This window comes from Pseudomonas sp. V88_4, assembly GCF_029967985.1.
Classification (GTDB): domain Bacteria; phylum Pseudomonadota; class Gammaproteobacteria; order Pseudomonadales; family Pseudomonadaceae; genus Aquipseudomonas; species Aquipseudomonas glycinae.
Genome location: NZ_JASCAF010000044.1, coordinates 375,972 through 401,884 on the forward strand (window position 1 = coordinate 375,972; position 25,913 = coordinate 401,884).

23 protein-coding genes are annotated in these 25,913 nt (G+C 61.0%); 11 read left to right on the forward strand and 12 right to left on the reverse strand.

From position 1 onward, the window contains the following. Window positions 1-41: 41 nt before the first annotated feature. The 5 genes from QLG12_RS22930 to QLG12_RS22950 form a co-directional block, all read right to left on the reverse strand. Window positions 42-785, reverse strand: a complete 744-nt coding sequence (locus tag QLG12_RS22930) for a hypothetical protein (protein ID WP_064379912.1) — start codon at window positions 783-785, stop codon at window positions 42-44. Window positions 786-788: 3 nt separating this feature from the next. Continuing rightward, the gene (lpoB, locus tag QLG12_RS22935) at window positions 789-1,376 is read right to left on the reverse strand and encodes a penicillin-binding protein activator LpoB (RefSeq protein ID WP_007951848.1); all 588 of its coding nucleotides are present in this window, start codon (window positions 1,374-1,376) and stop codon (window positions 789-791) included. 36 nt (window positions 1,377-1,412) lie between these two features. Beyond that, window positions 1,413-1,787, reverse strand: a complete 375-nt coding sequence (locus QLG12_RS22940) for a YcfL family protein (protein WP_064379914.1) — start codon at window positions 1,785-1,787, stop codon at window positions 1,413-1,415. 15 nt (window positions 1,788-1,802) lie between these two features. Beyond that, window positions 1,803-3,197 (reverse strand): hypothetical protein, encoded by a 1,395-nt coding sequence (locus tag QLG12_RS22945; RefSeq protein ID WP_282475276.1) that lies wholly within the window; start codon window positions 3,195-3,197, stop codon window positions 1,803-1,805. 202 nt (window positions 3,198-3,399) lie between these two features. Then, on the reverse strand, window positions 3,400-4,773 hold the full coding sequence (locus QLG12_RS22950; RefSeq protein ID WP_197867129.1) for a hypothetical protein: 1,374 nt from the start codon (window positions 4,771-4,773) through the stop codon (window positions 3,400-3,402). A 151-nt stretch (window positions 4,774-4,924) separates the two neighbouring features. Between QLG12_RS22950 and QLG12_RS22955 the strand changes: the two genes are divergently transcribed. Together QLG12_RS22955 and QLG12_RS22960 are read left to right on the forward strand one after the other, a co-directional pair. Beyond that, window positions 4,925-6,820 (forward strand): FTR1 family protein, encoded by a 1,896-nt coding sequence (locus QLG12_RS22955; RefSeq protein WP_282475277.1) that lies wholly within the window; start codon window positions 4,925-4,927, stop codon window positions 6,818-6,820. Window positions 6,821-6,824: 4 nt separating this feature from the next. Then, window positions 6,825-7,280, forward strand: coding sequence for a YaiI/YqxD family protein (locus QLG12_RS22960; RefSeq protein WP_236192600.1), 456 nt, complete (start codon window positions 6,825-6,827; stop codon window positions 7,278-7,280). A 128-nt stretch (window positions 7,281-7,408) separates the two neighbouring features. Here the strand turns inward: QLG12_RS22960 and elbB are convergent, their stop codons facing one another. Further along, window positions 7,409-8,077, reverse strand: a complete 669-nt coding sequence (elbB, locus tag QLG12_RS22965) for an isoprenoid biosynthesis glyoxalase ElbB (RefSeq protein WP_197867131.1) — start codon at window positions 8,075-8,077, stop codon at window positions 7,409-7,411. Window positions 8,078-8,192: 115 nt separating this feature from the next. Between elbB and QLG12_RS22970 the strand changes: the two genes are divergently transcribed. Further along, entirely contained in the window at window positions 8,193-9,428 is a 1,236-nt protein-coding gene (locus tag QLG12_RS22970; protein WP_282475278.1) for a sterol desaturase family protein, read from the forward strand. Here the strand turns inward: QLG12_RS22970 and QLG12_RS22975 are convergent. Further along, complete coding sequence (locus tag QLG12_RS22975; RefSeq protein ID WP_064379925.1) at window positions 9,409-10,065, reverse strand: DedA family protein; 657 nt, start codon at window positions 10,063-10,065, stop codon at window positions 9,409-9,411. The genes QLG12_RS22970 and QLG12_RS22975 overlap by 20 nt on opposite strands. 207 nt (window positions 10,066-10,272) lie before the next feature. Here QLG12_RS22975 and hemB point away from each other — a divergent pair, with 207 nt between their 5' ends. Both hemB and ppk1 read left to right on the forward strand, forming a co-directional pair. Continuing rightward, entirely contained in the window at window positions 10,273-11,286 is a 1,014-nt protein-coding gene (gene hemB / locus QLG12_RS22980; protein WP_282475279.1) for a porphobilinogen synthase, read from the forward strand. A gap of 18 nt (window positions 11,287-11,304) precedes the next feature. Further along, window positions 11,305-13,530, forward strand: coding sequence for a polyphosphate kinase 1 (gene ppk1, locus QLG12_RS22985; protein ID WP_011336493.1), 2,226 nt, complete (start codon window positions 11,305-11,307; stop codon window positions 13,528-13,530). 66 nt (window positions 13,531-13,596) lie between these two features. On the opposite strand, the gene ppx is transcribed toward ppk1, so the two are convergent. From ppx to QLG12_RS23010, 5 genes are all read right to left on the reverse strand, one after another. Next, on the reverse strand, window positions 13,597-15,099 hold the full coding sequence (gene ppx / locus QLG12_RS22990) for an exopolyphosphatase (RefSeq protein ID WP_064379928.1): 1,503 nt from the start codon (window positions 15,097-15,099) through the stop codon (window positions 13,597-13,599). A 248-nt stretch (window positions 15,100-15,347) separates the two neighbouring features. After that, window positions 15,348-16,085, reverse strand: coding sequence for an amino acid ABC transporter ATP-binding protein (locus QLG12_RS22995; protein WP_011336491.1), 738 nt, complete (start codon window positions 16,083-16,085; stop codon window positions 15,348-15,350). Further along, window positions 16,072-16,722 (reverse strand): amino acid ABC transporter permease, encoded by a 651-nt coding sequence (locus QLG12_RS23000; protein ID WP_011336490.1) that lies wholly within the window; start codon window positions 16,720-16,722, stop codon window positions 16,072-16,074. Before QLG12_RS23000 ends, QLG12_RS22995 begins: the two co-directional genes overlap by 14 nt. Continuing rightward, window positions 16,719-17,399, reverse strand: coding sequence for an amino acid ABC transporter permease (locus QLG12_RS23005; RefSeq protein ID WP_011336489.1), 681 nt, complete (start codon window positions 17,397-17,399; stop codon window positions 16,719-16,721). Before QLG12_RS23005 ends, QLG12_RS23000 begins: the two co-directional genes overlap by 4 nt. A gap of 21 nt (window positions 17,400-17,420) precedes the next feature. Then, the gene (locus QLG12_RS23010; protein WP_197867133.1) at window positions 17,421-18,206 is read right to left on the reverse strand and encodes a transporter substrate-binding domain-containing protein; all 786 of its coding nucleotides are present in this window, start codon (window positions 18,204-18,206) and stop codon (window positions 17,421-17,423) included. A 256-nt stretch (window positions 18,207-18,462) separates the two neighbouring features. Here QLG12_RS23010 and QLG12_RS23015 point away from each other — a divergent pair, with 256 nt between their 5' ends. The 6 genes from QLG12_RS23015 (at window position 18,463) to QLG12_RS23040 (ending at window position 25,734) form a co-directional block, all read left to right on the forward strand. Further along, the gene (locus tag QLG12_RS23015; RefSeq protein ID WP_007951828.1) at window positions 18,463-19,170 is read left to right on the forward strand and encodes an FCD domain-containing protein; all 708 of its coding nucleotides are present in this window, start codon (window positions 18,463-18,465) and stop codon (window positions 19,168-19,170) included. Between the two features lie 120 nt (window positions 19,171-19,290). Beyond that, complete coding sequence (gene trxA / locus QLG12_RS23020) at window positions 19,291-19,620, forward strand: thioredoxin TrxA (RefSeq protein WP_064379931.1); 330 nt, start codon at window positions 19,291-19,293, stop codon at window positions 19,618-19,620. Window positions 19,621-19,868: 248 nt separating this feature from the next. After that, on the forward strand, window positions 19,869-21,128 hold the full coding sequence (gene rho, locus QLG12_RS23025) for a transcription termination factor Rho (protein ID WP_011336486.1): 1,260 nt from the start codon (window positions 19,869-19,871) through the stop codon (window positions 21,126-21,128). Between the two features lie 135 nt (window positions 21,129-21,263). Next, on the forward strand, window positions 21,264-23,219 hold the full coding sequence (locus tag QLG12_RS23030) for an acyltransferase family protein (protein ID WP_197867134.1): 1,956 nt from the start codon (window positions 21,264-21,266) through the stop codon (window positions 23,217-23,219). An 80-nt stretch (window positions 23,220-23,299) separates the two neighbouring features. After that, window positions 23,300-24,766 carry a 4-hydroxy-3-polyprenylbenzoate decarboxylase gene (gene ubiD, locus QLG12_RS23035; RefSeq protein WP_064379935.1) on the forward strand — a complete coding sequence of 489 codons (1,467 nt, stop codon included), beginning with the start codon at window positions 23,300-23,302 and terminating at the stop codon, window positions 24,764-24,766. Further along, on the forward strand, window positions 24,766-25,734 hold the full coding sequence (locus QLG12_RS23040; RefSeq protein ID WP_064379936.1) for a CDP-6-deoxy-delta-3,4-glucoseen reductase: 969 nt from the start codon (window positions 24,766-24,768) through the stop codon (window positions 25,732-25,734). Before ubiD ends, QLG12_RS23040 begins: the two co-directional genes overlap by 1 nt. Window positions 25,735-25,913 lie beyond the last annotated feature (179 nt).

The window sequence follows — 25,913 nt, forward strand, 5'->3', positions numbered from 1 at the left end:
GGCGACCTTTTCAGGTCGCCTTTTTCGTTTCCGGCGGTTGATCAGCGCAGGATTACCGGCGCGGTATCTCGCGGCAGATTGTTGCGTTGCTGCGGCTCACGCGGCTGCTCGTAGCTTCCGCCGCCGAGCTGCATGCTCAGCTGTCCGGCCACGTCTTCGCCCAGCGCCTTCGACACGTCACGCACCACCCGCGGGCGGTTGAGCGAGATCCTGATGTCGCGGTGGTTCACCAGTTTGGTGTCCTGCGCTTCACCCATCGCCGTGAAGGCCGAAGTGATTTCGAAGGTCTTGGTGTTGATCAGGCTGAAATCGGCCACCAGCGTCAGGCCCAGTACGGCGGAATAGCTGTCGGTATTGGCCAGCTCGTTCACGTCCTGGGTGAAGTCGATGTCCGACACGGTGCCGAACAGCACGTAGTCGGCACCCTTGAAGTTACCGGCCTTGATCCGCTTGATCACGTCGTAGACGTCACCCTTGGACGACGCGGTGTACGGCGTGCCCTGCACCAGCTGGAACATGCCGGTACGCAGGATTTCACCCTTGATGTCGCCGGTGAATTTACGCAGTTCGGTCTGTTCGATATAGCTGGTGGTGGCTTCGAGTTCGTTGTAGCTCGAAGAACCGCTGGAGCTGTAGTAACCCTCACGGTAATTGTTCTGCGCAGAAACGATGTGGATGTATTGCTCCACACGTTCCTGATATGCCAGATCCGTCACCGCGACTTTCGGGGCCGCCTGCACGCTGAACGCGCAAGCCAGGGCCATCATGCCAATCCATGTGCGCATCGATTAACGCTCCGTGGTTTTGCGGATCTCTTTCTCGTCCATCCACTCGGCCAGACCGCTTTCAACGTCGATCAGTTGCAGGCTGAATTTGTAGAAGACGTCCTTGTAGTCGCTGCTGCGCTTGACGATCGAACTGATCGAACCTTCAAGACGGTATTTGGCGGCGATCATGTTGCCAGTCTTGGCCACGGTGCTCTTCTTGTACAGGCCGCTCTGGTTTTGCAGCTTGAGCTGGTCGACCTGGCTCTGCATCGCGGTGTTGTCGCTGGCGAAACGGGCGGTGCCGGACTTCATCAGCTGGGTCTTGATGCTGGTGGTGATTTCGCGAGTGTCGATGTATTCGCTGGTCTTGTTCTTCACGTCGTAGACCTGCACCACAGGGCGACCCTGCAGAATGCCGGACTGGGCCAGAGAACGGGTCATCGACTCGGCGATCATCTGCAGGTCGGTGGAACCGAACTCGTTGGTCACGGTTTCAACGGCCTTGGTGTCGCCGTAGCTGATGTTCTTGCTGCCCAGGGTCGGCGAAGTGTTGGCGCAACCGCTGGCCAGCAGGGCGAGGACGGCGATGAAGGAAAAGCGTGCAAACATGGGAATGCTCTCTGAATCGGGAATAGGGTGTCGGGCTTAAGGCGTCTTGAGTTCCAGACGGAAATCCACGGCTTTCGGCGTCGGGGCAATGCCCTGGATGAAGCTGGTCTGGGCGCCGTACATCATCTGGCTCTTCCAGACTTCTTCTTCGGCGATCGGGAAACCTTCCGCGCCGAGCCAGGCGAAGCGGTAGTAGAACGTCTTGTTGCTGTTGAGGGTGTTGCTCAACTGCACGTTGACGGTCATGAAGCCGTTTTCGCGAGCCACGCGCATCGCGCCGACCACGATGTGTTTCTGCGGGCCCATGGCCACGACCTTGCTCGCGGCACTGCCCGGCTCCGGTGGTGGCGGTGTGGCGCAACCGCTCGCCAACAGGGCGAGGGCGGCGACGGCGATGAGTTTGAAGCGCATGCAAAGACTCCGTTCTTAAGGTTGTTTGAGGCTGGCCACGGCGGTGGCGCCAGCGCTCGGGGTGACGTGGGCGGCGATGCCGGCAGCGAACACCTGATTGCCGACGGCGCGCAGGGTGATCACCTGGTAACGCTGGTCGACGGTGACCTTGACCTGAGAGCCACCGACGGCGCTCGGCAGAGTGACCAGGTGCTCACCTTTCTTCAAGCGCAGACGGACCACTTGTGTGGTGTCCGGCAGGGTACGCCACGTACGGGTATCGGCACCTTCGAGCACAGCTGAAGAAATACCCACCGCCAGACCCGCCAGCGGGTTGGTTTCGTTGATCTTCTTCTGCGCCACACCTTTGGTGATCGCGCGTACGGTGGTGCGCAGGATGATCCCCGGCATGTCATCGCGCAGGGCGCGGCGGGACATGGCGGTGGTGCTGTTCAGTGCGGTCAGGTCGACCTGTTGGCCATCGACGCCGATCTGCGCGAACGTCGCGGTGGAGGTGTCAGGCTTGATGATCGGGAACGACAGCGGAGTAATCACTACGTTGTTGGAGATTGGCAGCGGCAACGGCACGCGGATCGAATCGCGGGCCGGCGCCAGACCGCTTTGCACCACGATCAGGATGTCGCTGTCGTCGCTCTTGACCGGTTTGTCGAGATTGACCAGCGCCTGCTCCAGCAGCGGGGTGTTCGGGCGCAGCTCGGCAGCCTTGCGGTAGCCCGGCGCAGCGAGGTCTTTCTCGCCCAGGGCTTCATAGACGAAACCGGCCAGGTAATGGCTGAACGCACTCTGGTAGCTGTTCTTCAGGCCGACCACTTCCGGCGCGTCGAGGCTGGCCACCGGGTAGCCCTGCAAGTCCTTGTATTCGGTCTTGATGCCTTCCTTCTCGGCTTCCTCTTCGCTCTTGAGGTATTCCTTGTCGCGCAGGTCGGCGATCACCGCTTCACGTTCGTGCGTCTTCTTGATCGCGGTGCGGGCGCCGTCGAAGTCGTTGACTGCCAGCAGGTTCAGGGCCATCTGCGTGGTCAGCATGACTTTTTCGTAGTCGTAGCCTTCGTAGCGGCGCACCTTGTCGTTGACCAGGAAACTGCCGAACTGAGCCAGGTACTTGTCGGTGTCGAGCTTGACCGAATCTTCCCACTTGCCCACCACCTGGTCGGCGCTGGTCCAGGCATTCTGGCTGCCGGACAGATCGCCCTTGGCGCGCAGCAGTTCACCCTTCTCGAAGTAATAGAGCAGGTCCTTATCCGGGCCGGTGTTGTTCTTTTCCAGCAGGGTCAGGGCGGCGTCGACGTTGCCGGTAGCCAGTTGCTGGTTGGTCTGGGCCAGTTCGGAATCGTAGTTGCGAAACGCCGAACAGCCGGACAGCAGGGTGACAGCGCTGAGCGCGATCAGAGTGGGGGCGCGAAATGCCATGGGGTACTTCTTCCATGAGTAGCGACAGCCTCGGGTGCGGGTCGGGCTGCTGGGACCGATCGGCAGTGGCGCTGGCCTCCTGCCAATTCCTCATAAAAAGAGGAGCTTTAATGCCGCAACGCGATAGCGCGGGCGCGGCATTATAAGCGGGCGATGCTGGCCATGTAATAGCTTTTTAATTGCATCGTTTAGTTGGGTGCCATTACTTATCCGGCAATCTGGCATTGCCGATTACGTTGGCGATATCTCTCAGAACCCGCAGGTTGACCAGCTGGTGATCGCGATCAATGCGCAGGGTGACCGATGACGCTCCGGGTGCATTGGGCGCATTGAATTGATGATCGCCTTTCTTCAGCCGTATGCGTGCCACCAGTGTCTTGTCGGGAAGCGTGCGCCAGGTTCTGGTGTCGGCCTCCTCAAAGGGGTCGTGCTCGGTGACAACTAGTGAGGCCTTGGCCGGATTGCGTTCGTTTTCCTGGGCCTGGGAGATGGCGGCCATGTTGGCGCGGAACATCGCCCGGGAAATGATCGCCGGCATGTCATCGCGCAGCGTACGAAACGCCATGTCGGTGACGCTGTTGATCACGGTCAGCGGGCGTTTGCGGCCATCCACCAGGATGTGGTCGAACGCCGGTGTGACGGTGTCCGGCACCAGGATGGGAAACGAGATCGGCGCGGTAATGACCAGATTTTCATTGAGCCGCACCGGGATAGGCACCGTTACCGAGCTGCGGGCCGGCGCCAGACCGCTCTGGACGACGATCAAAACATCGCTTTCATCGTCCTTGGCCGGCGGTTTGTCGAGATTGCGCAACGCCTGTTCGAGGAAGGGCGTGTTCGGGCGCAACTCGATCGCCTGGCGATAGCCCGGTGCGGCCAGATCCCGTTCACCCAGCGCTTCATAGGTGAACCCGGCCAGGTAATGGCTGAAGGCACTCTGGTAGCCGTTCTTCAGTTCAATCACCGCCGGCGCATCCAGGGTGGTGACGGGATAGCCCTGCAGATCCTTGTATTGCACGACGATGCCTTGAGCTTTGGCCTGTTCCTCGAGCTCTTCATACTGGCGCTCCCGCTGGCGGGCGATCAGTGCTTCACGTTCGTGGGTCTTCTTGATGTCTGCCCGGGCGCCGTCGAAATCACTTTCACCCAATTGGTTGAGGGCCATCTGTGTGGTCAGCATGACCTTTTCGTAGTCATAGCCCTCGTAGCGGCTGAGCTTGTCGTTGACCAGCATGGTGCCCATTTCATAGGCAAACCGGTTGAGCAGCTTCATGGGGGCGGAAGGCACGGCTTCTTCACGCTGGAACACCATCCGGTCGGCGCTGCGCCAGGCTTTCTGGCTCTGTGGGCGTGCGTTGGCGAAGCTGAGAATCGAACCCTTCTCGAAGTAGTAGAGCAGGTCCTTGTCTTCCCACGGGTTGTGCCACTCCAGCACATCCAGGGCGCCCTGATAGTCGCCGAGCATCAACCGGTCATTGGTCTGCTGCATTTCCAGGTCGTAATTGCGGTAGGCGGCGCATCCGCTCAGTTGCAGGATCGTGCTGATGAATACCGGGAGTAGCAGGCGTTGGCGCATGGAGTGCAGCTCTTCCTGGAGCAGAGAGGCGAAAGGTGAAGGATTATAGGGGTGGGCAGTGGCCATGTGCCGGGTATTGGAGAGAAAGCTTGAGGGAATCGCGCTCGAAGTGAACAATATGTAACTTCGCATTTCCACTTGAGACTCATTCATGACTGCCGCGTCCCGATTTCTGGCCTGGCTGGTGTTCCCGTTGTGCGCCCTGAGCAGCTTCAATCTGCTGGCCGACACCGTGGAAGGCGCGCCGCAAGCGCTGCACCTGCTCGATTACATCAGCGCCGATTACCCGCCGACGGTAGAGGCAGGCAAAGTCATCGACGACGGCGAGTACCGCGAGCAGCTGGAATTCACTCAGGTGCTGCAGGGGTTGATCGCCGGCCTGCCGGCCAAGCCTGAGAAAGCGGCGCTGGAACAAGGCGTGACTGCCTTGCACACCGCGATCACGGCGAAACAGGACGGTGCAGACGTCGCCCGTCAGGCCCGGCAACTGGGGGCGAAACTGGCGGTGGCTTATGAAGTCAGCCAGGCCCCGATCATCACGCCTGATCCGACCCGTGGTGCGCCGCTCTACGCGCAAAACTGCTCGGTGTGCCACGGCGACGCGGGTGCCGGCGACGGCCCGGCGGGCCTCGGCATGACGCCGGCACCGGCCAATCTGCGCGACGCCGCGCGGATGGATCACCTGAGCCTGTATGCGATCTACAGCACCCTCGGCCAGGGCGTCGAAGGCACTGACATGCCGGCGTTCGCCGATCAACTGGACGACCGTCAGCGCTGGGATCTGGCGACCTATATCGCGCAGTTCAGCGCCGATCCGGCCACTGCCAAATCCGACAAGACCTACAACATCGCCGATCTGGCCCGCCAGACCCCGGTCGAGGTGCAGGCTGCCGAGGGCCCTGAAGCCGCCGCGATCTTCCGTGCGCAAAGGGCGCAGCCGCCGCAGGTCAAGCGTGGCCCGGCGCAGTTGCTCGACTACACCGCCGCGACTCTGGACAAGAGCCTGGCGGCGTACCGCGCCGGTGAGCACGATCAGGCCTATGACCTGTCGGTGGCGGCGTATCTGGAAGGCTTCGAACTGGTCGAAAGCTCGCTGGACAACGTCGACGCCAACGTGCGCAAGGACACCGAAAAATCCCTGATGGCCTATCGGCAATCGCTGCAGGACGGCTTGCCGGTGGAGCAGGCCGAGCAGCGTCTGGACGCGGCCAAGGCCAAGCTCAAGGAGTCTGCCGGCCTGTTGGGCAGCGATGGTCTTAGCTGGTCGTTGAGCTACATCTCCGGTCTGTTGATTCTGCTGCGCGAAGGTCTGGAAGCGATTCTGGTGCTGGCGGCGATCCTCGCGTTCCTGCGCAACACCGGCCAGCAATCGGCGGTGCGCAGCGTCAACGTCGGCTGGGGGCTGGCGTTGCTGGCCGGCCTTGGCACCTGGGCGCTGGCGGCCTATGTGATCGATGTCAGCGGCTCTCAGCGTGAATTGTTGGAAGGCGCCACGGCGCTGTTCGCCAGCGTCATGGTGTTGTGGCTCGGGGTGTGGATGCACGACCGTCGGCACGCGGCGGCCTGGCAGGATTACATCAAGCAGAGTCTGGTTGGCGGAGGCGGGCGTTTCGGGTTTGCGATCCTGGCGTTCTTCTCGGTGTATCGCGAGCTGTTCGAAGTGATCCTGTTCTACGAAACCCTGTGGCTGCAGGCCGGTCCTGCCGGGCACAACGCGGTGTTGGCGGGCGGTGCGACGGCGCTGGTGCTGCTGTTCGGTCTGGCGTGGGTGATCCTGCGCGGTTCGGCGAAACTGCCGCTGGCGCTGTTCTTCAGCATCAACGCGGCGCTACTGTGCGCGTTGTCTGTGGTGTTCGCCGGTCACGGCGTGAAGGCGTTGCAGGAAGCCGGGATCTTTGGCACGCGGCCGGTGGCGTTCTTCGATTTCGACTGGTTGGGGATTCATGCCGATGCGTATTCGTTGACGGCGCAGGCCGTGGCGATCGCGGCGATCATCGTGCTGTATGGCCGCAGTTGGGTGGCTGAAAAGCGCCGAGTGGCTGCTTGAGATGATGCGCGTATGGATCGATGCCGACGCCTGCCCGAAGATGGCCAAGGAGCTGGTGGTGAAGTTCGCCCTAAAGCGCCGCTTTGAAGTGGTGCTGGTGGCGGGGCAGCCGCAGAGCAAACCGGCGCTGGCGATCGTCAAGTTGATCGTGGTACCGAGCGGCCCGGATGCGGCGGACGATTACCTGGTGGAACACGCGGTGCCGGGCGAACTGGTGATCTGCAGCGACATCCCGCTGGCCGACCGGCTGGTGAAGAAGGGCGTTGCAGCGCTGGACCCGCGAGGCAAGGAGTTCGACGCGCAGAACATGGGTGAGCGGCTGGCGACTCGCAACCTGTTCACCGATCTGCGCGAGCAGGGCCAGGTCAGCGGCGGGCCGGCGCCGTTCGGTGACCGCGAGAAGCAGGCGTTTGCCAATGCGCTGGACCGGATCCTCACCAGGCTCGCCCGCACAACCTGAACACTACACAAATCCCTTGTGGGAGCGGGCTTGCTCGCGAAGGCGGTGTGTCATTCAACGAATAGTTGTCTGACCTGACGTCTTCGCGAGCAAGCCCGCTCCCACATTGGGTGTGTATTCGACCAAGATCAGGCGTCGTTTTCGTGGGTCAGTTCGAGGACGCGGTCGACCAGCTTGTTGATCCCGGAGGCCGCCTCACTGATCGTCTGCGCCAGCATGTACGCTGGGGTGGTCACCAGTTTGCGTGCCTTGTCTTCGACGATATCGGTCACCGCGCAGTCTTCATGGGTGGCGCCCATCTTGTTCATGGCGGCGGCCGTGTCGGCATCGTTGCCGATGGTGCAGGTCACGCCCGGGCCGTAGATCTTCGCGGCCAGTGCCGGCGAGATGCAGATCAGGCCAACAGGCTTGCCCGCTTCGGCAAAGGCTTCGGCCAGCGCCAGCACTTGCGGCTGCACGGTACAGCCGGCGCCTTCGATGGCGAAGTTCGACAGGTTCTTCGCCGCACCGAAACCGCCAGGCACGATCAGCGCATCGAAGTCCTCGACATCGGCCTCGCGCAGATCCTTGACGTTGCCCCGGGCGATGCGTGCCGATTCCACCAGCACGTTGCGCGACTCGGGCATTTCCTCACCGGTCAGGTGATTGATCACATGCAATTGCGCGATGTTCGGGGCGAAGCACTGTACCTGGGCACCGCGCTGGTCGAGGCGCAACAGGGTGATGACGCTCTCGTGGATCTCGGCGCCGTCGTACACGCCGCAACCGGACAGGATCACTGCAACTTTTTTGCTCATGGGTTTCTCTCCAGATTCATGGCGCTAAATGTCCTCTAATTTGTCGTTCGTTGCCATAGGATCAAGCCGCGGCTACACCTAGGATCTGTGCTACAGATTCCGACCAGGGCGCGTCATGAACTTCATCCTGTATGCGGTACCGTTTTTCTTCGTGTTGATTGCGGTGGAGCTCATCGCCGACCGTTGGCGCGGGGTGAGCAACTATCGCCTGGCCGATGCGGTGAACAGCATCAGCACCGGGGTGTTGTCGACCACCACCGGCCTGTTGACCAAGGGCGTGGGCCTGGTGACCTATGGGTTTGCCCTGGAGCATCTGGCGCTGTTCAGCTTGCCTGCGGACAGCGTCTGGGTCTGGGTGTTTGCCTTTGTCTTCTATGATTTCTGCTATTACTGGCTGCATCGCATGGGTCATGAACGGAACATTCTCTGGGCGGCGCATTCGGTGCATCACCAAAGCGAGGACTACAACCTTTCCACGGCCTTGCGCCAGACCAGCACCGGGTTTCTGCTGAGCTGGATCTTCTACCTGCCGATGGCCGTGTTCGGGGTGCCTTTGCTGGTGTTCGTCAGCGTTGCGGCGCTGAATCTGCTGTATCAGTTCTGGGTCCATACCCGGCACATTCCCAAGCTCGGCTGGTTCGAGTGGTGCTTCGTCACGCCGTCCAATCATCGGGCCCACCATGCACAGAACGCTCTCTACATGGATCGCAACTACGGCGGGGTGTTCATTATTTGGGACCGTCTGTTCGGCTCGTTCCAGGAAGAGGACGACAACGAACCGGTGATTTTCGGCGTGACCACACCGCTGGCAAGCTGGAATCCGTTGTGGGCCAACCTGCAGTTCTACGCGCAGCTGTGGGACGATGCGCGCCGTGCCGAGCATGTGTGGGACAAGATCCGCATCTGGTTCATGCGCACCGGCTGGCGTCCGGCAGACGTCGCGGCGAAGTTACCGATGAACAAGCCGGACCTGAGTCAGTTCCGCAAATTCGAAGTGCCGCTGAACAGCCGTCAGCAGTGGTACGTGGGGTTGCAGTTTGGCGTCTATGTGGCGCTGGGCAGTTATCTGATGAATCTGGAACACAGTCTGCCCACCCGTGCATTGGTACTGGGCTGGGGCGCGGTGGCGTTCGGTTTGTTCGTGTTGGGCGTGGCCCTGGAGAATCGCCCCTGGGCGGGCAAACTGGAAGTATTGCGGCTGGCATCGAACCTGCCGCTGGCGTGGCTGGCGCCGCTGGTCGGGCTGTGGCCGGCCAGCCCGGGGATATGGATCGGTCTGCTCTGTTACAGCCTGCTCAGCGGCATCGCGCTGTATGGCTGCCGCCAGCGACTTACTCGGCTGGCGTCTTAGGATCGGCGGCGTTGGTCATTTCGGTTTTGTGCCGTTCGGCCTTGGCCAGCAGCTCGGCCTGTTCTTCCTCGTAAACCTTTTTCGCCAGCCGGGCATTCTTGAACCGGCGGCGCAGCCACAGGCCCAGGCCGAGTATCAACAGCGCGCCCAGTACCCACAACTCATACTTCTTGATGCTGCCGAGCATGCCTTCGAGCACGGCGCCGAAATGGTAAGCAGCAGCAGCCAGTGCGGTGGCCCAGATCGCGGCGCCGATACCGTTGAGCAGCAGATAGCGTCCCGGCGGATAGCCCGAGAGGCCGATTGCCACCGGCATCACCGTGCGCAGGCCGTACACGAAGCGAAAGCTCAAGACCCAGATGTCCGGGTGCTTGCGGATGTGTTCCAGCGCGCGGTCGCCCATCATCTGCCAGCGCGGTTTGCGCGCCAGCAATTTGCGTCCGTGCTTGCGGCCCAGGAAGTACCACAGCTGATCGCCGGCGTAGCTGCCGAAGAACGCCACGACCACCACCAGTTTGATGTCCATGTATTCACGGAACGCGAGGAAGCCCGCGAGCACCAGGATGGTTTCGCCTTCGAAAAACGTCCCGAGAAACAGGGCAAAGTAGCCGAAGTCATGCAGAAATTGTTGGAGCATTGTCTGGGTGCTGGCGAAATGAACGCGCAGCCTAACCCTTCGGACACATTCAGGAAAGTGTCGAAATGTGTCTCGACGTGAACAATTCCTACGCTGAGAATGGAATGCGGCTACATGTCACGGGTCTCACACAACTGTCATCTGTTAGTCATAATGGCCGTCTATAACTGTCACGCTCGCCCGTTTGCGCGGGCTCAGGAGTCTGCCGTGAGCTTTACCCCAGCCAACCGTCTGTTCCCTGCCACCCGCCTGCGTCGCAATCGCCGTGATGATTTTTCCCGGCGGCTGGTGCGTGAGAATGTGTTGACGGTCGATGACCTGATCCTGCCAGTGTTCGTGCTCGACGGTGAAAACCGCCGCGAAGCTGTGGCTTCGATGCCGGGTGTCGAGCGCCTGACCATCGATCTGTTGCTTGAAGAAGCCGCCAAATGGGTCGAGCTGGGAATTCCGGCGCTGGCGCTGTTCCCGGTCACCCCGCCTGAACTCAAATCCCTCGATGCCGCCGAAGCCTGGAATCCCGAAGGTATCGCCCAGCGCGCCACCCGTGCGCTGCGTGACCGATTCCCCGAGCTGGGCGTGATCACCGATGTCGCCCTCGACCCGTTCACCACACACGGTCAGGACGGCATTCTCGATGAAGAAGGCTATGTGCAGAACGACATCACCGTCGATGCACTGGTCAAACAAGCCTTGTCCCACGCTGCTGCGGGCGCCCAGGTGGTTGCCCCGTCGGACATGATGGACGGCCGCATCCAGGCGATCCGCGAAGCGCTGGAGCTGGCCGGTCACGTCAACGTGCGGATCATGGCCTACTCGGCCAAGTACGCCAGCGCCTATTACGGCCCGTTCCGCGATGCCGTGGGTTCGGCGGCGAACCTGGGCAAGGCGAACAAGGCCTCCTATCAGATGGACCCGGCCAACAGCGACGAAGCCCTGCACGAAGTGGGCGCGGACTTGTCTGAAGGCGCGGACATGGTCATGGTCAAACCCGGCATGCCGTACCTGGACATTTTGTTCCGGGTAAAAGATGCCTTCAAAGTGCCGACCTTCGTCTATCAAGTTAGCGGCGAATACGCCATGCACATGGCGGCGATCCAGAATGGCTGGTTGAGCGAAGCCGTGATCCTCGAATCCCTGACCGCCTTTAAACGTGCCGGCGCTGATGGCATCCTGACTTACTTTGCTGTCCGTGCCGCTCAATTGTTACGAGAGCAGAAATAGCCCTCCCAGGAACATTCGATGAATACCGAAGGACTCACTGAAGTTGCCGTAAAAGACGCTCAACCCGTGGTCGAGCAGATTACCGAAACCCCGCCGGAACTCGAGCCTGCGCCACCCGCGCAGGCGGCAGAGCCTGTCGTGGCGGTTCCGGCGATCGCGATTCCCGGTCTGGATGACAGCAGCCTGTACATCCACCGGGAATTGTCGCAACTGCAGTTCAACATCCGCGTGCTGGAACAGGCGCTGGACGAGTCCTACCCGTTGCTGGAGCGGCTGAAGTTCCTGCTGATCTTCTCCAGCAACCTCGACGAATTCTTCGAAATCCGCGTCGCCGGCCTCAAGAAGCAGATCACCTTCGCCCGTGAACAGGCCGGCGCCGATGGCCTGCAACCGCATCAGGCCCTGGCCCGTATCAGCGAGCTGGTGCACGGTCACGTAGATCGCCAGTACGCGATCCTCAACGACATCCTGCTGCCGGAGCTGGAAAAGCATCAGGTGCGCTTCATCCGTCGTCGCCACTGGACGACCAAGATCAAAACCTGGGTGCGTCGCTACTTCCGCGACGAAATCGCGCCGATCATCACCCCGATCGGTCTCGACCCGACGCACCCGTTCCCGTTGCTGGTGAACAAAAGCCTGAACTTCATCGTCGAGCTCGAAGGTATCGATGCCTTCGGTCGCGACTCCGGTCTGGCGATCATCCCGGCGCCGCGTCTGTTGCCGCGGATCATCAAGGTGCCGGAAGAAGTCGGCGGCCCCGGCGACAACTATGTGTTCCTGTCGTCGATGATCCACGCCCACGCCGACGATCTGTTCCAGGGCATGAAGGTCAAGGGCTGCTACCAGTTCCGCCTGACCCGGAACGCCGACCTTGCGCTCGATTCCGAAGACGTCGAAGACCTGGCGCGCGCCCTGCGTGGCGAGCTGTTCTCCCGCCGTTATGGTGATGCCGTGCGTCTGGAAGTCGCCGACACCTGCCCGAAACACCTGTCGGACTACCTGCTCAAGCAGTTCAACCTGAGCGAGACCGAGCTGTATCAGGTCAACGGTCCGGTGAACCTGACGCGTCTGTTCAGCATCACCGGTCTGGACAGTCATCCGGAGCTGCAATACACGCCGTTCACGCCGCAGATCCCGAAACTGCTGCAAAACAGCGAGAACATTTTCAGCGTGATCAGCAAGCAGGACATCCTGCTGCTGCACCCGTTCGAGTCGTTCACCCCGGTGGTCGATCTGCTGCGCCAGGCCGCCAAGGATCCGCATGTTCTGGCCGTGCGCCAGACCCTGTACCGCTCTGGCGCCAACTCGGAAATCGTCGATGCGCTGGTGGATGCCGCGCGTAACGGCAAGGAAGTGACGGCGGTCATCGAGCTGCGTGCGCGCTTCGACGAAGAATCCAACCTGCAACTGGCCAGCCGTCTGCAAGCGGCCGGGGCGGTGGTGATCTACGGCGTGGTCGGCTTCAAGACCCACGCCAAGATGATGCTGATCCTGCGCCGCGAGCAGGGCGAGATCGTGCGTTACGCGCACCTCGGCACGGGTAACTACCACGCCGGCAACGCCCGCCTGTACACCGACTACAGCCTGCTGACTTCCGACGACGCCTTGTGCGAAGACGTCGGTAAACTGTTCAGCCAGTTGATCGGCATGGGCAAGACGCTGCGCATGAAGAAGCTGCTGCATGCGCCGTTCACCCTGAAGAAGGGCATGCTCGACATGATCACCCGCGAGACGCAATTTGCGCTCGACGGCAAACCGGCGCACATCATCGCCAAGTTCAACTCGCTGACCGATCCGAAGATCATCCGCGCGCTGTACAAGGCCAGCCAGTCCGGCGTGCGCATCGATCTGGTGGTGCGCGGCATGTGCTGTCTGCGTCCGGGCATCGCCGGGGTTTCGCACAACATTCACGTGCGCTCGATCATCGGCCGCTTCCTTGAGCACACCCGAGTGTTCTACTTCCTCAACGGTGGCGAGGAGCAGATGTTCCTGTCCAGCGCCGACTGGATGGAGCGCAACCTCGACAAGCGCGTCGAGACCTGCTTCCCGGTGGAAGGCAAGAAGCTGCTGACCCGGGTCAAGAAAGAGCTGGAGCTGTACCTGACCGACAACACCCACAGCTGGAGCCTGCAATCGGACGGCCGCTACATCCGCAACACGCCGACCGGCAACCAGAACCCGCGCAGTGCGCAGGCGACGTTGCTGGAACGGCTGGGTAGCCCGATTCTGCCGGTGAGCAGCTGACCGCAGGTTTCAAAGCCACAAAAAAGGCGATCCATCCGGATCGCCTTTTTTGTGCCTGCCCGTTACTCAATGCACGGTCAGGACAATCCCCACCCGCGTCAGCCACTCGGCCTCAAGCCCGAAATCCGCCTGGGTCAGCTGGTTTTCATCCAGCCAGTTCTCCGGGAATTCCACGTCGAGGTGGTTGCCATTGGCATGCAGCGTCACTTGCGGCATCGCCTGGGTGCCACGGATGTGGTGGAACAGGATGGCGAAACGCAGTAGCACGCACAGGCGGATCAGCTTGTCGCCGTCGTCGCCGAACTCGGCGAACTTGTCCTTGGGGATGTTGCGGCGGTGGCCGCGCACCAGCAGGGCAAGCATTTGCTGATCTTCGCGGGAGAATCCGGCGAGGTCCGAGTGTTCGATCAGGTAGGCGCCGTGCTTGTGGTAGTGGTAGTGAGCGATGTCGAGCCCGACTTCGTGCACTTTCGCCGCCCAGCCCAGCAGTTCGCGCCAGATGCCGTCTTCCAGTTCCCAGTCCTCTGCCACTTGATCAAAAGCATGCAGGGCTTTGCGCTCGACCCGTGCCGCCTGTTCCAGGTCGACGTGGTAGCGCTCCATCAGCGAGGTCAGGGTGCGTTCGCGCACGTCTTCGTGGTGATGGCGGCCGAGCAGGTCATACAGCACGCCTTCACGCAGCGCGCCTTCGCAGTGATCCATGCGTTGCAGTTCGAGAGCATCGAAGATCGCTTCGAGAATCGCCAGGCCCGCCGGGAAGATCGCCCGGCGATCCGGCTTGATGCCTTCAAAATCGATCTTGTCGACATCGCCGAGCTTGAACAGGCGACGCTTGAGCCACGCCAGACCTTCGGCATTCACTTCGCCGGTGCCGTGACCGCCGGCCTTGAGCGCCAGGCCGATGGCGCGGATGGTGCCCGAGGAGCCGATGGCTTCATCCCAGGTCAGGCGATGCAGGGCGTGTTCGATGCTCATGATTTCCAGCCGCGCCGCCGTGTAGGCCTGGGCGTAGCGGGCCGGGGTGATCTTGCCGTCCTTGAAATAGCGCTGGGTGAAGCTCACGCAGCCCATTTGCAGGCTTTCGCGCAGCAGCGGTTCGAAACGCTGGCCGATGATGAATTCGGTACTGCCGCCGCCGATGTCGGCGACCAGGCGTTTGCCCGGGGTGTCGGCGAGGGTGTGGGACACGCCGAGGTAGATCAGGCGGGCCTCTTCACGGCCGGAGATGACTTCCACCGGATGACCGAGGATTTCTTCGGCGCGGCGGATGAATTCGCCACGGTTGCGCGCCTCGCGCAGGGCGTTGGTGCCGACGATCCGCACGGCGCCCAGCGGCATACCGTTGATCAGTTGGGCAAAGCGCTTGAGGCAGTCGAGGCCGCGCTGCATGGATTCTTCGTTGAGCTGGCGCTCATCGTCGATGCCGGCGGCCAGCTGAACTTTTTCTCCGAGCCGTTCGAGAATACGGATTTCGCCGTTCTGGGCCTTGGCCACCACCATATGGAAGCTGTTGGAGCCCAGGTCGATCGCGGCGATCAGGGACAGATTCTTGGCTTGGGATTGCGGCATGGTCAGGGGGTCTCGGTCGATAACCCCGACATCGTGCCACGATCAAACGCTGCCGCCAACGCGCATGGTTCAAACCCTTGATTCAGCGCATAAAGTCTCAAGACCGCGGCGCGGCCATTCGCGGGCGAGCCCGCTCCCACAGGTTTTGTGTCGAACACAAAACCGTATCCCGTTAGAGAACCCTGTGGGAGCGGGCTTGGTCCGGGCGGCGATCCGACGATGAGGCCAGAAAAGCTCCTGAAGATCCTTCAGGCAGTCGCTTCCACGGTGCCAATGAAATTCGCCAGTTCCGGCGTCTGCGGATCGGCAAACAGCACTTTCGGATCGCCCACCTCGTGCACCTTGCCCTGGTGCATGAACACCAGTTTGTCCCCGACCTCCCGGGCGAAGCGCATTTCGTGGGTGACCATGATCAGCGTCATGCCTTCTTTCGCGAGCTGGCGGACCACGCTGAGCACTTCGTTGACCAGCTCCGGATCCAGCGCCGAGGTGATCTCGTCGCACAGCAGCACCTTCGGCGACATCGCCAGCGCCCGGGCAATCGCCACGCGCTGTTGCTGACCACCGGAGAGACGCTCAGGGAAGGCATCGAACTTCTCACCCAGACCCACACGTTCCAGCATCCGCCGCGCGAGTTCCTGCGCTTTGGCCTTGGGCACTTTCTGCACCACTTGCGGTGCGAGCATCACGTTTTCGCCCACCGTCAGGTGCGGAAACAGATTGAACTGCTGGAACACCATCCCGACCTTTTGCCGCAGGCTGCGCAGGTCGGCGCGGGCGGCGTCCAGGTATTCGCCGTCGACTTCAATCACACCGTCGTTGATCGACTCCAGACCGTTGAGGGTGCGCAGCAGGGTGGACTTGCCCGAGCCGCTGCGGCCGATGATCGCCACCACCTGGCCTTCCTCTACGCTCAGGTCGATGCCTTTGAGCACGTGGTGATCGCCGTAGTATTTGTGCAGGGCGGAAATTCTAAGCAGAGGCATGCAGTCTCCTTTCCAGGTAGCGCGCGCTGAGGGACAGCGGGTAGCAGAGCAGGAAGTAGCCCAGGGCGACGAGGCCGTAGACCATGAACGGTTCGAAAGTGGCGTTGGCGAGCATGCCGCCGGTCTTGGTCAGTTCGGTGAAGCCGATGATCGAGGTCACGGCGGTGCCCTTGACCACTTGCACCGAAAAACCCACGGTCGGCGCTACGGCGATGCGCAGCGCCTGCGGCAGGATCACGTAGCGCAGTTGCTCCAGCGGATTCAGCGCCAGGCTCGACGAAGCTTCCCACTGACCGTGGGGAATCGCCTCGACGCAGCCGCGCCAGATCTCCGCCAGATAAGCACTGGTGAACAGCGTCAGGGCAATCGCCGCCGCCATCCACGGTGAAATCTCCACCCCGGCCAGCGCCACGCCGAAAAACACCAGAAACAGCTGCATCAACAGCGGTGTGCCCTGAAACAGTTCGATCCAGGTGCGGGCGATGCTGCTGGGCAGCGGGTTTTTCGAGATGCGCATGATAAGGATCAGCAACCCGACGATCCCGCCGCCGATGAATGCCACCAGCGACAGCGCCAGCGTCCATTGCAGGCCGGTGAGCAGGTTGCGCAGGATGTCCCAGAACGTGAAGTCGCTCATTGGCTGCTCCTTGCGCTGCTTTTCGACAGGTAGCGCCGACCGAGCCAGTTCAACAGCTGACGGATCAGCAGTGCCATGCACAGATAAATGAGGGTGGTCAGGGCGTAGGTTTCAAAGGCGCGGAAGTTGCGTGACTGAATGAAGTTGGCGGCGAAGCTCAACTCCTCGGTGGCGATCTGCGAACACACCGCCGAACCGAGCATGACGATGATGATCTGGCTGCTCAGCGCCGGCCACACTTTGCCCAGTGCCGGCAGCAGCACCACGTGGCGGAACGCTTCGAAGCGGCTCATCGCCAACGCCGCCGCTGCTTCCAGCTGCCCGCGCGGGATCGCCTGGATGCCGGCGCGGATGATCTCGGTCGAGTACGCACCGAGGTTGATCACCATCGCCAGCACCGCCGCCTGCCACTCGGATATCTGCACGCCGAGGGACGGCAGGCCGAAGAAGATGAAGAACAGCTGCACCAGGAACGGCGTGTTGCGGATCAACTCCACGTACACGCCGAAGATCGTCGAGAACGGGCGGATGTTCCATGCCCGCACCAGCGCCCCGACGATGCCCACGCCAACCCCGAACAGCGCGCCGATGGCCGTCAGCTCAAGGGTGAACAACGCCCCGCGCAGCAGCAGGTCGGTGTTTTCCACCACCGGCAAGAAATCGAACTGATAGGCCATGAAAGTCTCCCGCGTCGCCGATCAGAGATCGGCCGGCAGCGGCTCTTTGAGCCAGGTCTGCGCATTTTTTTCCAGTGCGCCGTCAGCCTTGGCGGTGGTCAGGATCTCGTTGACCTTGCCCAGCAGCGCCGGCTCGTTCTTGTTCACGCCGACGTAGACCGGCGAATCCTTGAGCTTCACTTTCAACGCCGGTACGCGTTTCGGGTTCTTCTCGCTGATCGCGACCATCACTACGTTGCCGCTGGCGATCAGGTCGACCTGGCCTGCGAGGTAGGCGGCGATGGTCGAGTTGTTGTCTTCGAAGCGTTTGATGGTCACGCCTTCGGGAGCGACCTTGGTCAGCTCGATGTCCTCGATGGCGCCCCGGGTGACGCTGATGGTCTTGCCCTTGAGGTCGTCGAGGGTGCTGACGGCTGCCTCCGGCGGACCGAACACGGCGAGGTAGAACGGCGCGTAGGCGCGGGAGAAATCGATGACCTTCTCGCGCTCGGGGTTCTTGCCGAGGCTGGAAATCACCAGGTCGACCTTGCCGGTGGTGAGGAACGGGATGCGGTTGGTGCTGTTGACCGGGGTCAGTTCCAGTTTGACCTTGAGCTGGTCGGCCAGCAGTTTCGCGGTGTCGATATCGAGGCCGCGCGGTTTCATGTCCGGGCCGACCGAGCCGAACGGCGGGAAGTCCTGGGGCACGGCGACTTTCAAGGTGCCGCGTTTGACCACGTCATCCAGACCGTCGGCATGGGCGGGGGCCTGGCTCAGCATCAGACCGGCAAACAGGGCGGCGAGGAGGGCGCTGTAACGCTTCGTCATGGACAATCTCCGGATCGGCGGGAAGTGAATTCTGCGATCGGACAGAGCACGGGCCGTGCCAAAACGCCGATTTCGCTATGCAAAGCCACGTGTTTAGCGGGTTTATTCGGTCTTACTGGTCTGAACAGTCAGATCGGGTTTCGCACTGCGATAGCGCATCGACGCGCACCGTCGAACCCCGCTGGGGCACGACTTGCCTGATCTCTCGAATAGCATTAAAACTGGCCGCACCTTGGCTTGGTCCGTCTGGAAAACCATGAACTCGATCTCCCGCGCCGTACCCGAAGTGGCGCTGCAAGCGATCCGTAAACTGATTACCGAGCAGGGCTTCGGTCCGGGCGATGCATTGCCTTCTCAGCGGGATCTGGCGGTTCAACTGGGCGTCAGTCGCGCGTCGTTGCGTGAGGCGTTGTCGTCCTTGAGTGCGTTGGGTGTGGTCAGCATTCAGCCGGGCAAAGGCGTGTTCGTGCAGGCGCCGGTGGAATTGCCGCGCGGCGAGGGCGCGCCGGCCTGGCCGTTTGCCGCCCAGGCTTCGCCGCTGGAAATCTTTCAGTTGCGCTATGCGCTGGAAGGGTTTGCGGCCGGGCTGGCGGCGGTGACGTTGAGCACGTTTGATCTGGACGAACTGGAAGACAACGTCGCGGCCATGCGCGAGCAACTGCGCGCCGGTGACTTCGAGGCAGCGGCGAAACTGGATTTCGAATTCCACCGGCGGATTCTGCTGGCCAGCGGCAATCAGGCGATGCTGAGCATCCTCACCGCCAGCGCCGACATCTTTCTGGAGAGCCAGAAACTACCGTTCATCCGCGCCGAGCGGGCCATGGAAACCTGGCAAGAGCATCGCAAGATCCTTCGCGCACTGGCCCGTCGGGCGTCAGCCGCTGCACAGAAAGCCATGCAGGAACACGTGCGCAACGCGGCCCTGCGTACTGGAATTTCCTTCATCGCCCCCGCCAGCGCGTGACTTGAGCTATACCCAAACTCATCGAGTGCCATAGCAAGACTCAATCATCTGCGGCTTCCTGAACAAGGGAAGGGCGGCTATGATGGGCCACGTTTTTTTGCTTACAACCTGGAGAATTCCATGAGCAGCGATCTGATCAAACACGTTAGCGACGCTAGCTTCGAAGCCGACGTACTCAAGGCCGAAGGCGCTGTCCTGGTCGACTACTGGGCTGAATGGTGCGGCCCTTGCAAAATGATTGCTCCGGTTCTGGACGAGATTGCAGAGACTTACAAAGGCAAGCTGACTGTCGCCAAGCTGAACATCGACGAAAACCAGGAAACCCCTGCCAAGCACGGCGTACGTGGTATTCCGACCCTGATGCTGTTCAAGAACGGCAACGTGGAAGCGACCAAGGTCGGCGCTCTGTCGAAGTCGCAACTGGCTGCTTTCCTCGACGCCAACCTCTAAGCGTCGCGGTAAGGATTGTCCTGAAAAAGCCCCGCAAATTGCGGGGCTTTTTGCGTATTCAGGGCTAGACGCTCCGAAACTCAGGTGGTACATTCGGCCCCGCACTGGTTTCTCCACTGCCCCCTGCTAGCCGTCGCCGACGCACTCCTTTCGAATAAGTAAGCGATCCTGTCGCCTTCTCCGCGGCGCGGCCTCATTAAGCCAAAAGCTTAATTTCCCCCCTCCATAAATGATTACGTCATTCCTATATGAATCTGACTGAACTCAAGCAAAAGCCGATTACCGAACTGCTCGAATTGGCCGAACAGATGGGCATAGAAAATATGGCCCGTTCGCGCAAGCAGGACGTGATTTTCTCCCTGCTGAAAAAGCACGCTAAAAGCGGTGAGGAAATCTCCGGTGATGGCGTGCTGGAGATTCTCCAGGACGGCTTCGGCTTCCTGCGCTCCGCTGATGCTTCCTACCTCGCCGGTCCTGACGACATCTATGTCTCGCCGAGCCAGATCCGCCGTTTCAACTTGCGCACCGGTGACACCATCGTTGGCAAGATCCGTCCTCCGAAGGAAGGTGAGCGTTATTTCGCCCTGCTCAAGGTCGACACGATCAACTTCGATCGTCCTGAGAACGCGAAGAACAAGATTCTCTTCGAGAACCTGACCCCGCTGTTCCCGACCGTGCGCATGAAGATGGAAGCCGGCAACGGTTCCACCGAAGACCTGACCGGTCGTGTGATCGATCTGTGCGCCCCGATCGGCAAAGGCCAGCGCGGTCTGATCGTTGCACCGCCGAAAGCCGGTAAAACGATCATGCTGCAGAACATTGCAGCGAACATCGCCCGTAACAATCCTGAAGTTCACCTGATCGTGCTGTTGATCGACGAGCGTCCGGAAGAAGTGACCGAAATGCAGCGCACCGTGCGCGGCGAAGTGGTTGCCTCGACCTTCGACGAGCCGCCGACCCGTCACGTGCAAGTGGCTGAAATGGTGATCGAGAAGGCCAAGCGCCTGGTCGAACACAAAAAGGACGTGGTGATCCTGCTCGACTCCATTACCCGTCTGGCCCGTGCCTACAACACCGTGATCCCGAGCTCCGGCAAGGTGCTGACCGGTGGTGTCGATGCCCACGCCCTGGAGAAACCGAAGCGTTTCTTCGGCGCCGCGCGCAACATCGAAGAAGGCGGCTCGCTGACCATCATCGCCACCGCGCTGGTTGAAACCGGCTCGAAGATGGATGAAGTGATCTACGAAGAGTTCAAGGGCACCGGTAACATGGAGCTGCCACTGGACCGTCGTATCGCCGAGAAGCGTGTTTTCCCGGCCATCAACATCAACAAGTCCGGTACTCGTCGCGAAGAGCTGTTGACTGCCGACGATGAGCTGCAGCGTATGTGGATCCTGCGCAAACTGCTGCACCCGATGGACGAAGTGGCGGCCATCGAGTTCCTGGTCGACAAGCTGAAGACGACCAAGACCAACGACGAGTTCTTCCTGTCGATGAAGCGCAAGTAATACTCTGTTGTTTGAAAAAAGCGCCCCATAAGGGCGCTTTTTTTTCGCGACGGATTATTTGTATCTGGATTGAAATGCACGTGGCTGATAACTTTCGCGCTTTCCAAGGACTCTGTATCCAGAACGAGAAAGGTCATGCACACGTTTGGCAGTCGCCGTGATATCGACGGATTACGAGCTCTGGCGGTTATTCCCGTCGTACTGTTTCATTTTGGATTCAGTACATTCAGTGGCGGTTTTGTCGGGGTTGACGTTTTTTTCGTCATTTCCGGCTTCCTGATCACAACGATTCTATTCCGCGAAATCAGCGCTCAACGCTTCAGCTTCATTGATTTCTGGGCACGCCGCGCCCGCCGCATCATTCCTGCCCTGAGCGTGGTCATGCTGGTGACGCTGGCACTGGGCTGGTTGCTGCTGACGGCCAAGGACTTCGCCGAACTCGGGCGAACAGTGCGCTATCAGTCGCTGTTCATCTCCAACATTCTATTCATGCGCGAGGACGGCTACTTCCAGCCAGCCTCGGATCTGAAGCCGCTGCTGCATACCTGGTCGCTGGCGGTGGAAGAGCAGTACTACATCTTCTTTCCGCTGTTGATGGCGGTGCTGATTCGTTATTTCCGCCATTGGCGCTGGATGCTGTTCGCCGTGTTGCTGGTATCGTTCGGCCTGAACATCGCCAGCATTGAACACAAGCCGGAATTCACCTTCTTCTCGCTGCCTACCCGGGCCTGGGAGTTGCTCTGCGGTGCGATGCTCGCGGTAATTCCGGCGCCGAAGCAGGCGGTGCGTCCGTGGTTGTATCAGGCCGTGGGGCTGGCCGGTCTGGCGGCAGTGCTGGTCGCGGTGTTCAATTTTGACAAATCCACCGTTTTTCCGGGCTGGGCAGCGTTGTTGCCGGTGCTGGGGACGACGGCGCTGATCTGGTCGGGCGCGCAAGGTGCGAGCCTCACCGGGCGGCTCTTGAGTCTGCGGCCGTTGGTCTGGGTCGGCTTGCTTTCGTATTCGCTCTATCTTTGGCATTGGCCGGTGTTTGTCTACGCCAATGCGATTTCCATCGATGGCATTCAGCCTGTTGAAGCAATCGGCTGGATAGCCTTGGCGCTGGGCTTGGCCTGGCTGAGTCTGCGCTATATCGAGCTGCCGTTTCGCGAAAAACGCTTGCTCGCCTCGCGTAATGCAGTGCTGGCAGGCGGTCTGGTCGCCATCGTTGCACTCGTGGCGACGGGGTCGGCGATCCGTTCCGCCGACGGTGTCCCTCAGCGTCTGACCGGTAAAGCGCTGGAGTATGCACAGTCCCGTGAGTGGCGTGCAGGGCAGATGAAATGCATGCTGGTGACTCAGGATAAAGAGCTGGACAAGGCCTGTCTGGTGGGTGGCAACGAGGGTGTTCCGGCCACTCAATTGTTCTGGGGCGACAGCCACGCCGCCGCCTTGCTGCCGGCCATCGAGAATAATGCCCGTCGCGAGGGGCGTCCGGTTTGGCTGTACAGCATGAGCGCGTGCCCGCCGATTCTCAGCGACGACCCGCGTCAGCGCTGCAAGGATTTCAACGAACAGACCATGGAACGTGTGCGCAGCCTCGGCATCAAGGATGTGGTGCTGGCGTCCAACTGGAGCCTTTACGTGTATGGCCGCGAAGACGGCGATAAGAAGGTGCTGCTCAATTCGCAAGACGATACCGTCCAGGCCGAGCAACGCATGGCCGCAGCGCTGAAGGCGCGGGTTGCCGCATTGAGGGCGACGGGGGCGCAAGTCTGGCTGTTCAAGGAGGTGCCACTGCAACGCAAAGGCGCCATCAACCGCTTGACCAGCCTGGCGCGGATCGGAAGGTCCGCCGAAGGGCTGGGTCGTCCGCTTGAGGAACATCTGGCGCGCCAGCATTTCCTCAGCCGCCTGTTCGACTCCATGAGCGCCGCTGATCCGGGTGTGCACGTGATCGATCCAACGCCGCTGATGTGCAGCAATGGCGTCTGCAGCATCGAGGTCAACGGCCATTCGCAGTACAAGGATGAGGATCATCTTTCGGACGCGGGGAGCTCCCGGCTGAGCCCGCTGTTTGCACCTCTGCTGCTGGGGACGAGCCACAATTGAGCGAGGCCTGATGCTGACGGGCTGCTGTTTGCCCGTCAGAGCAGGTAGGATGTACGCCTATTTTGAGGGTGCCATCGTCAATGAAATTCAAGGATCTTCGGGATTTCGTGCAGCAGCTTGAGCAGCGCGGAGAGTTGAAACGCATCCAGATTCCCGTCTCGCCGGTGCTGGAAATGACCGAGGTGTGCGACCGCACGCTGCGGGCCAAGGGCCCGGCGCTGCTGTTCGAAAAACCGACCGGCTACGACATTCCGGTGCTCGGCAACCTGTTCGGCACTCCTGAGCGGGTGGCCATGGGCATGGGCGCCGAGTCGGTCAGCGAACTGCGCGAAATCGGCAAGCTGCTGGCGTTCCTCAAGGAACCGGAACCGCCGAAGGGCTTGAAGGACGCGTGGTCGAAGCTGCCGATCTTCCGCAAGATCATCGCGATGGCGCCGAAAGTCATCAAAGACGCACCGTGCCAGGAAGTGGTCATCGAAGGCGACGACGTCGATCTGGCGATGCTGCCGGTGCAGACTTGCTGGCCGGGCGACGTGGCGCCGCTGATCACCTGGGGCCTGACCGTCACCAAAGGCCCGAACAAGGATCGACAGAACCTCGGCATCTACCGTCAGCAAGTGATCGGCCGCAACAAGGTCATCATGCGCTGGCTCAGCCACCGTGGCGGCGCGCTGGATTTCCGTGAGTGGTGCGAGAAGCATCCGGGCCAGCCGTTCCCGGTGTCCGTGGCCCTTGGCGCGGATCCTGCGACCATTCTTGGCGCGGTGACGCCGGTGCCGGACAGCCTCTCCGAATATGCCTTCGCCGGTCTGCTGCGCGACAGCCGCACGGAGTTGGTGAAGTGCCGTGGCAACGACCTGCAAGTGCCGGCGACTGCCGAAATCATCCTTGAAGGCGTGATCCATCCCGGCGAGATGGCCGATGAAGGCCCGTACGGCGACCACACCGGTTACTACAACGAAGTCGACAGCTTCCCGGTGTTCACCGTCGAGCGCATCACCCACCGGATCAAACCGATCTACCACAGCACCTACACCGGCCGTCCGCCGGATGAGCCGGCGATTCTCGGCGTGGCGCTGAACGAAGTGTTCGTGCCGATCCTGCAGAAGCAGTTCCCGGAGATCACCGACTTCTACCTGCCGCCGGAAGGCTGCTCGTACCGCATGGCCGTGGTGACGATGAAGAAGTCGTATCCGGGCCACGCCAAGCGCGTGATGCTGGGTGTCTGGTCGTTTTTGCGACAGTTCATGTACACCAAGTTCGTTATTGTCACCGACGACGACATCAACGCGCGGGACTGGAACGACGTGATCTGGGCCATCACCACGCGCATGGACCCCAAGCGCGACACGGTGATGATCGACAACACGCCGATCGACTACCTCGACTTCGCCTCGCCGGTGTCGGGGCTTGGCTCGAAGATGGGCCTGGACGCCACCCACAAGTGGCCGGGAGAAACCACTCGCGAGTGGGGCCGCGTCATCGTCAAGGATGACGCCGTCACCCAACGGATCGATGCCATCTGGAATCAGTTAGGAATAGATTGATGCGTGTAACCCTGCAGCCCTCCGGAGCGGTGCTCGAGATACAGCCCGGAGAGCGGATTCTCGATGGTGCACGGCGCCTGGGCTACGAATGCCCGCAAAGCTGCCGCAATGGTAACTGCCATGTGTGTGCGGCGCTGCTGGTGGAAGGTCGGGTCGAACAGGCCGGCAAGGTGCACGACCACGGCGAGTTCTACACTTGCATTGCGGAGCCGCTGGAAGACTGCATCGTGCTGTGGGATGGCGTGCTCGCGCTGGGAGAACTGCCGGTGCGCAGCGTGTCGTGTCAGGTCATCGAATGCCGGGACGTTGGTGGCGATACCTTTCGTGTGCGCCTGCGGGCACCGGCCGGCAAGCCGCCGCGCTATCACGCCGGTCAGTATTTGATGATCGAGCGCGAGAATGGCGAGAAATCGGCGTTCTCCATGGCTTCGGCGCCTCACGGCGGGCGCGATCTGGAAATCCATGTGCTGGCGCGCGAATCCAGTGCGCTGAGCCTGATCGATCAGCTCAGGCGCAACCCGATGGTGCGGGTCGAACTGCCGTTCGGCGATACCCACCTGGCGGAACTGCCGGACGGGCCGCTGGTGCTGATCGCCGCTGGTACTGGCATGGGCCAGATCCACAGCCTGATCGAGCATTGCCGGGCCACGGGCTTCAAACACCCGGTGCATCTGTATTGGGGCGTGCGTCGTCCGGAAGATTTTTATGAAATCGAGCATTGGGACGAATGGCTGAAGTTGCCCAATCTTTTCCTGCACAAGGTCGTCAGTGATCAGTGCGGCTGGGAAGGGCGCTGCGGCATGCTGCACGAAGCGGTATGTGAGGATTTCCCTGATCTGAAATCGCTGCACGTCTATGCCAGTGGCTCTCCGGCCATGGTCTACGGCACGCTGGATGCGCTGGTCGAAGCAGGGATGGATGCCCATCAGATGCGTGCGGATGTGTTTGCTTACGCACCCCGTTCCTGAGTTCGTTATAACTCTCCATATAGCCGATCGGTATTTATGTAGTTACATAAATACCGGTAGGTTATATATCCATCAGGCAATCAATTAAGAACTGTGCCATGGCACTCAAATTGCCTTAAAACATATGTGCCTTATTGTTACAGCGGTGCGTTCTATTAAGTAATTCTTCACCCGCGGGG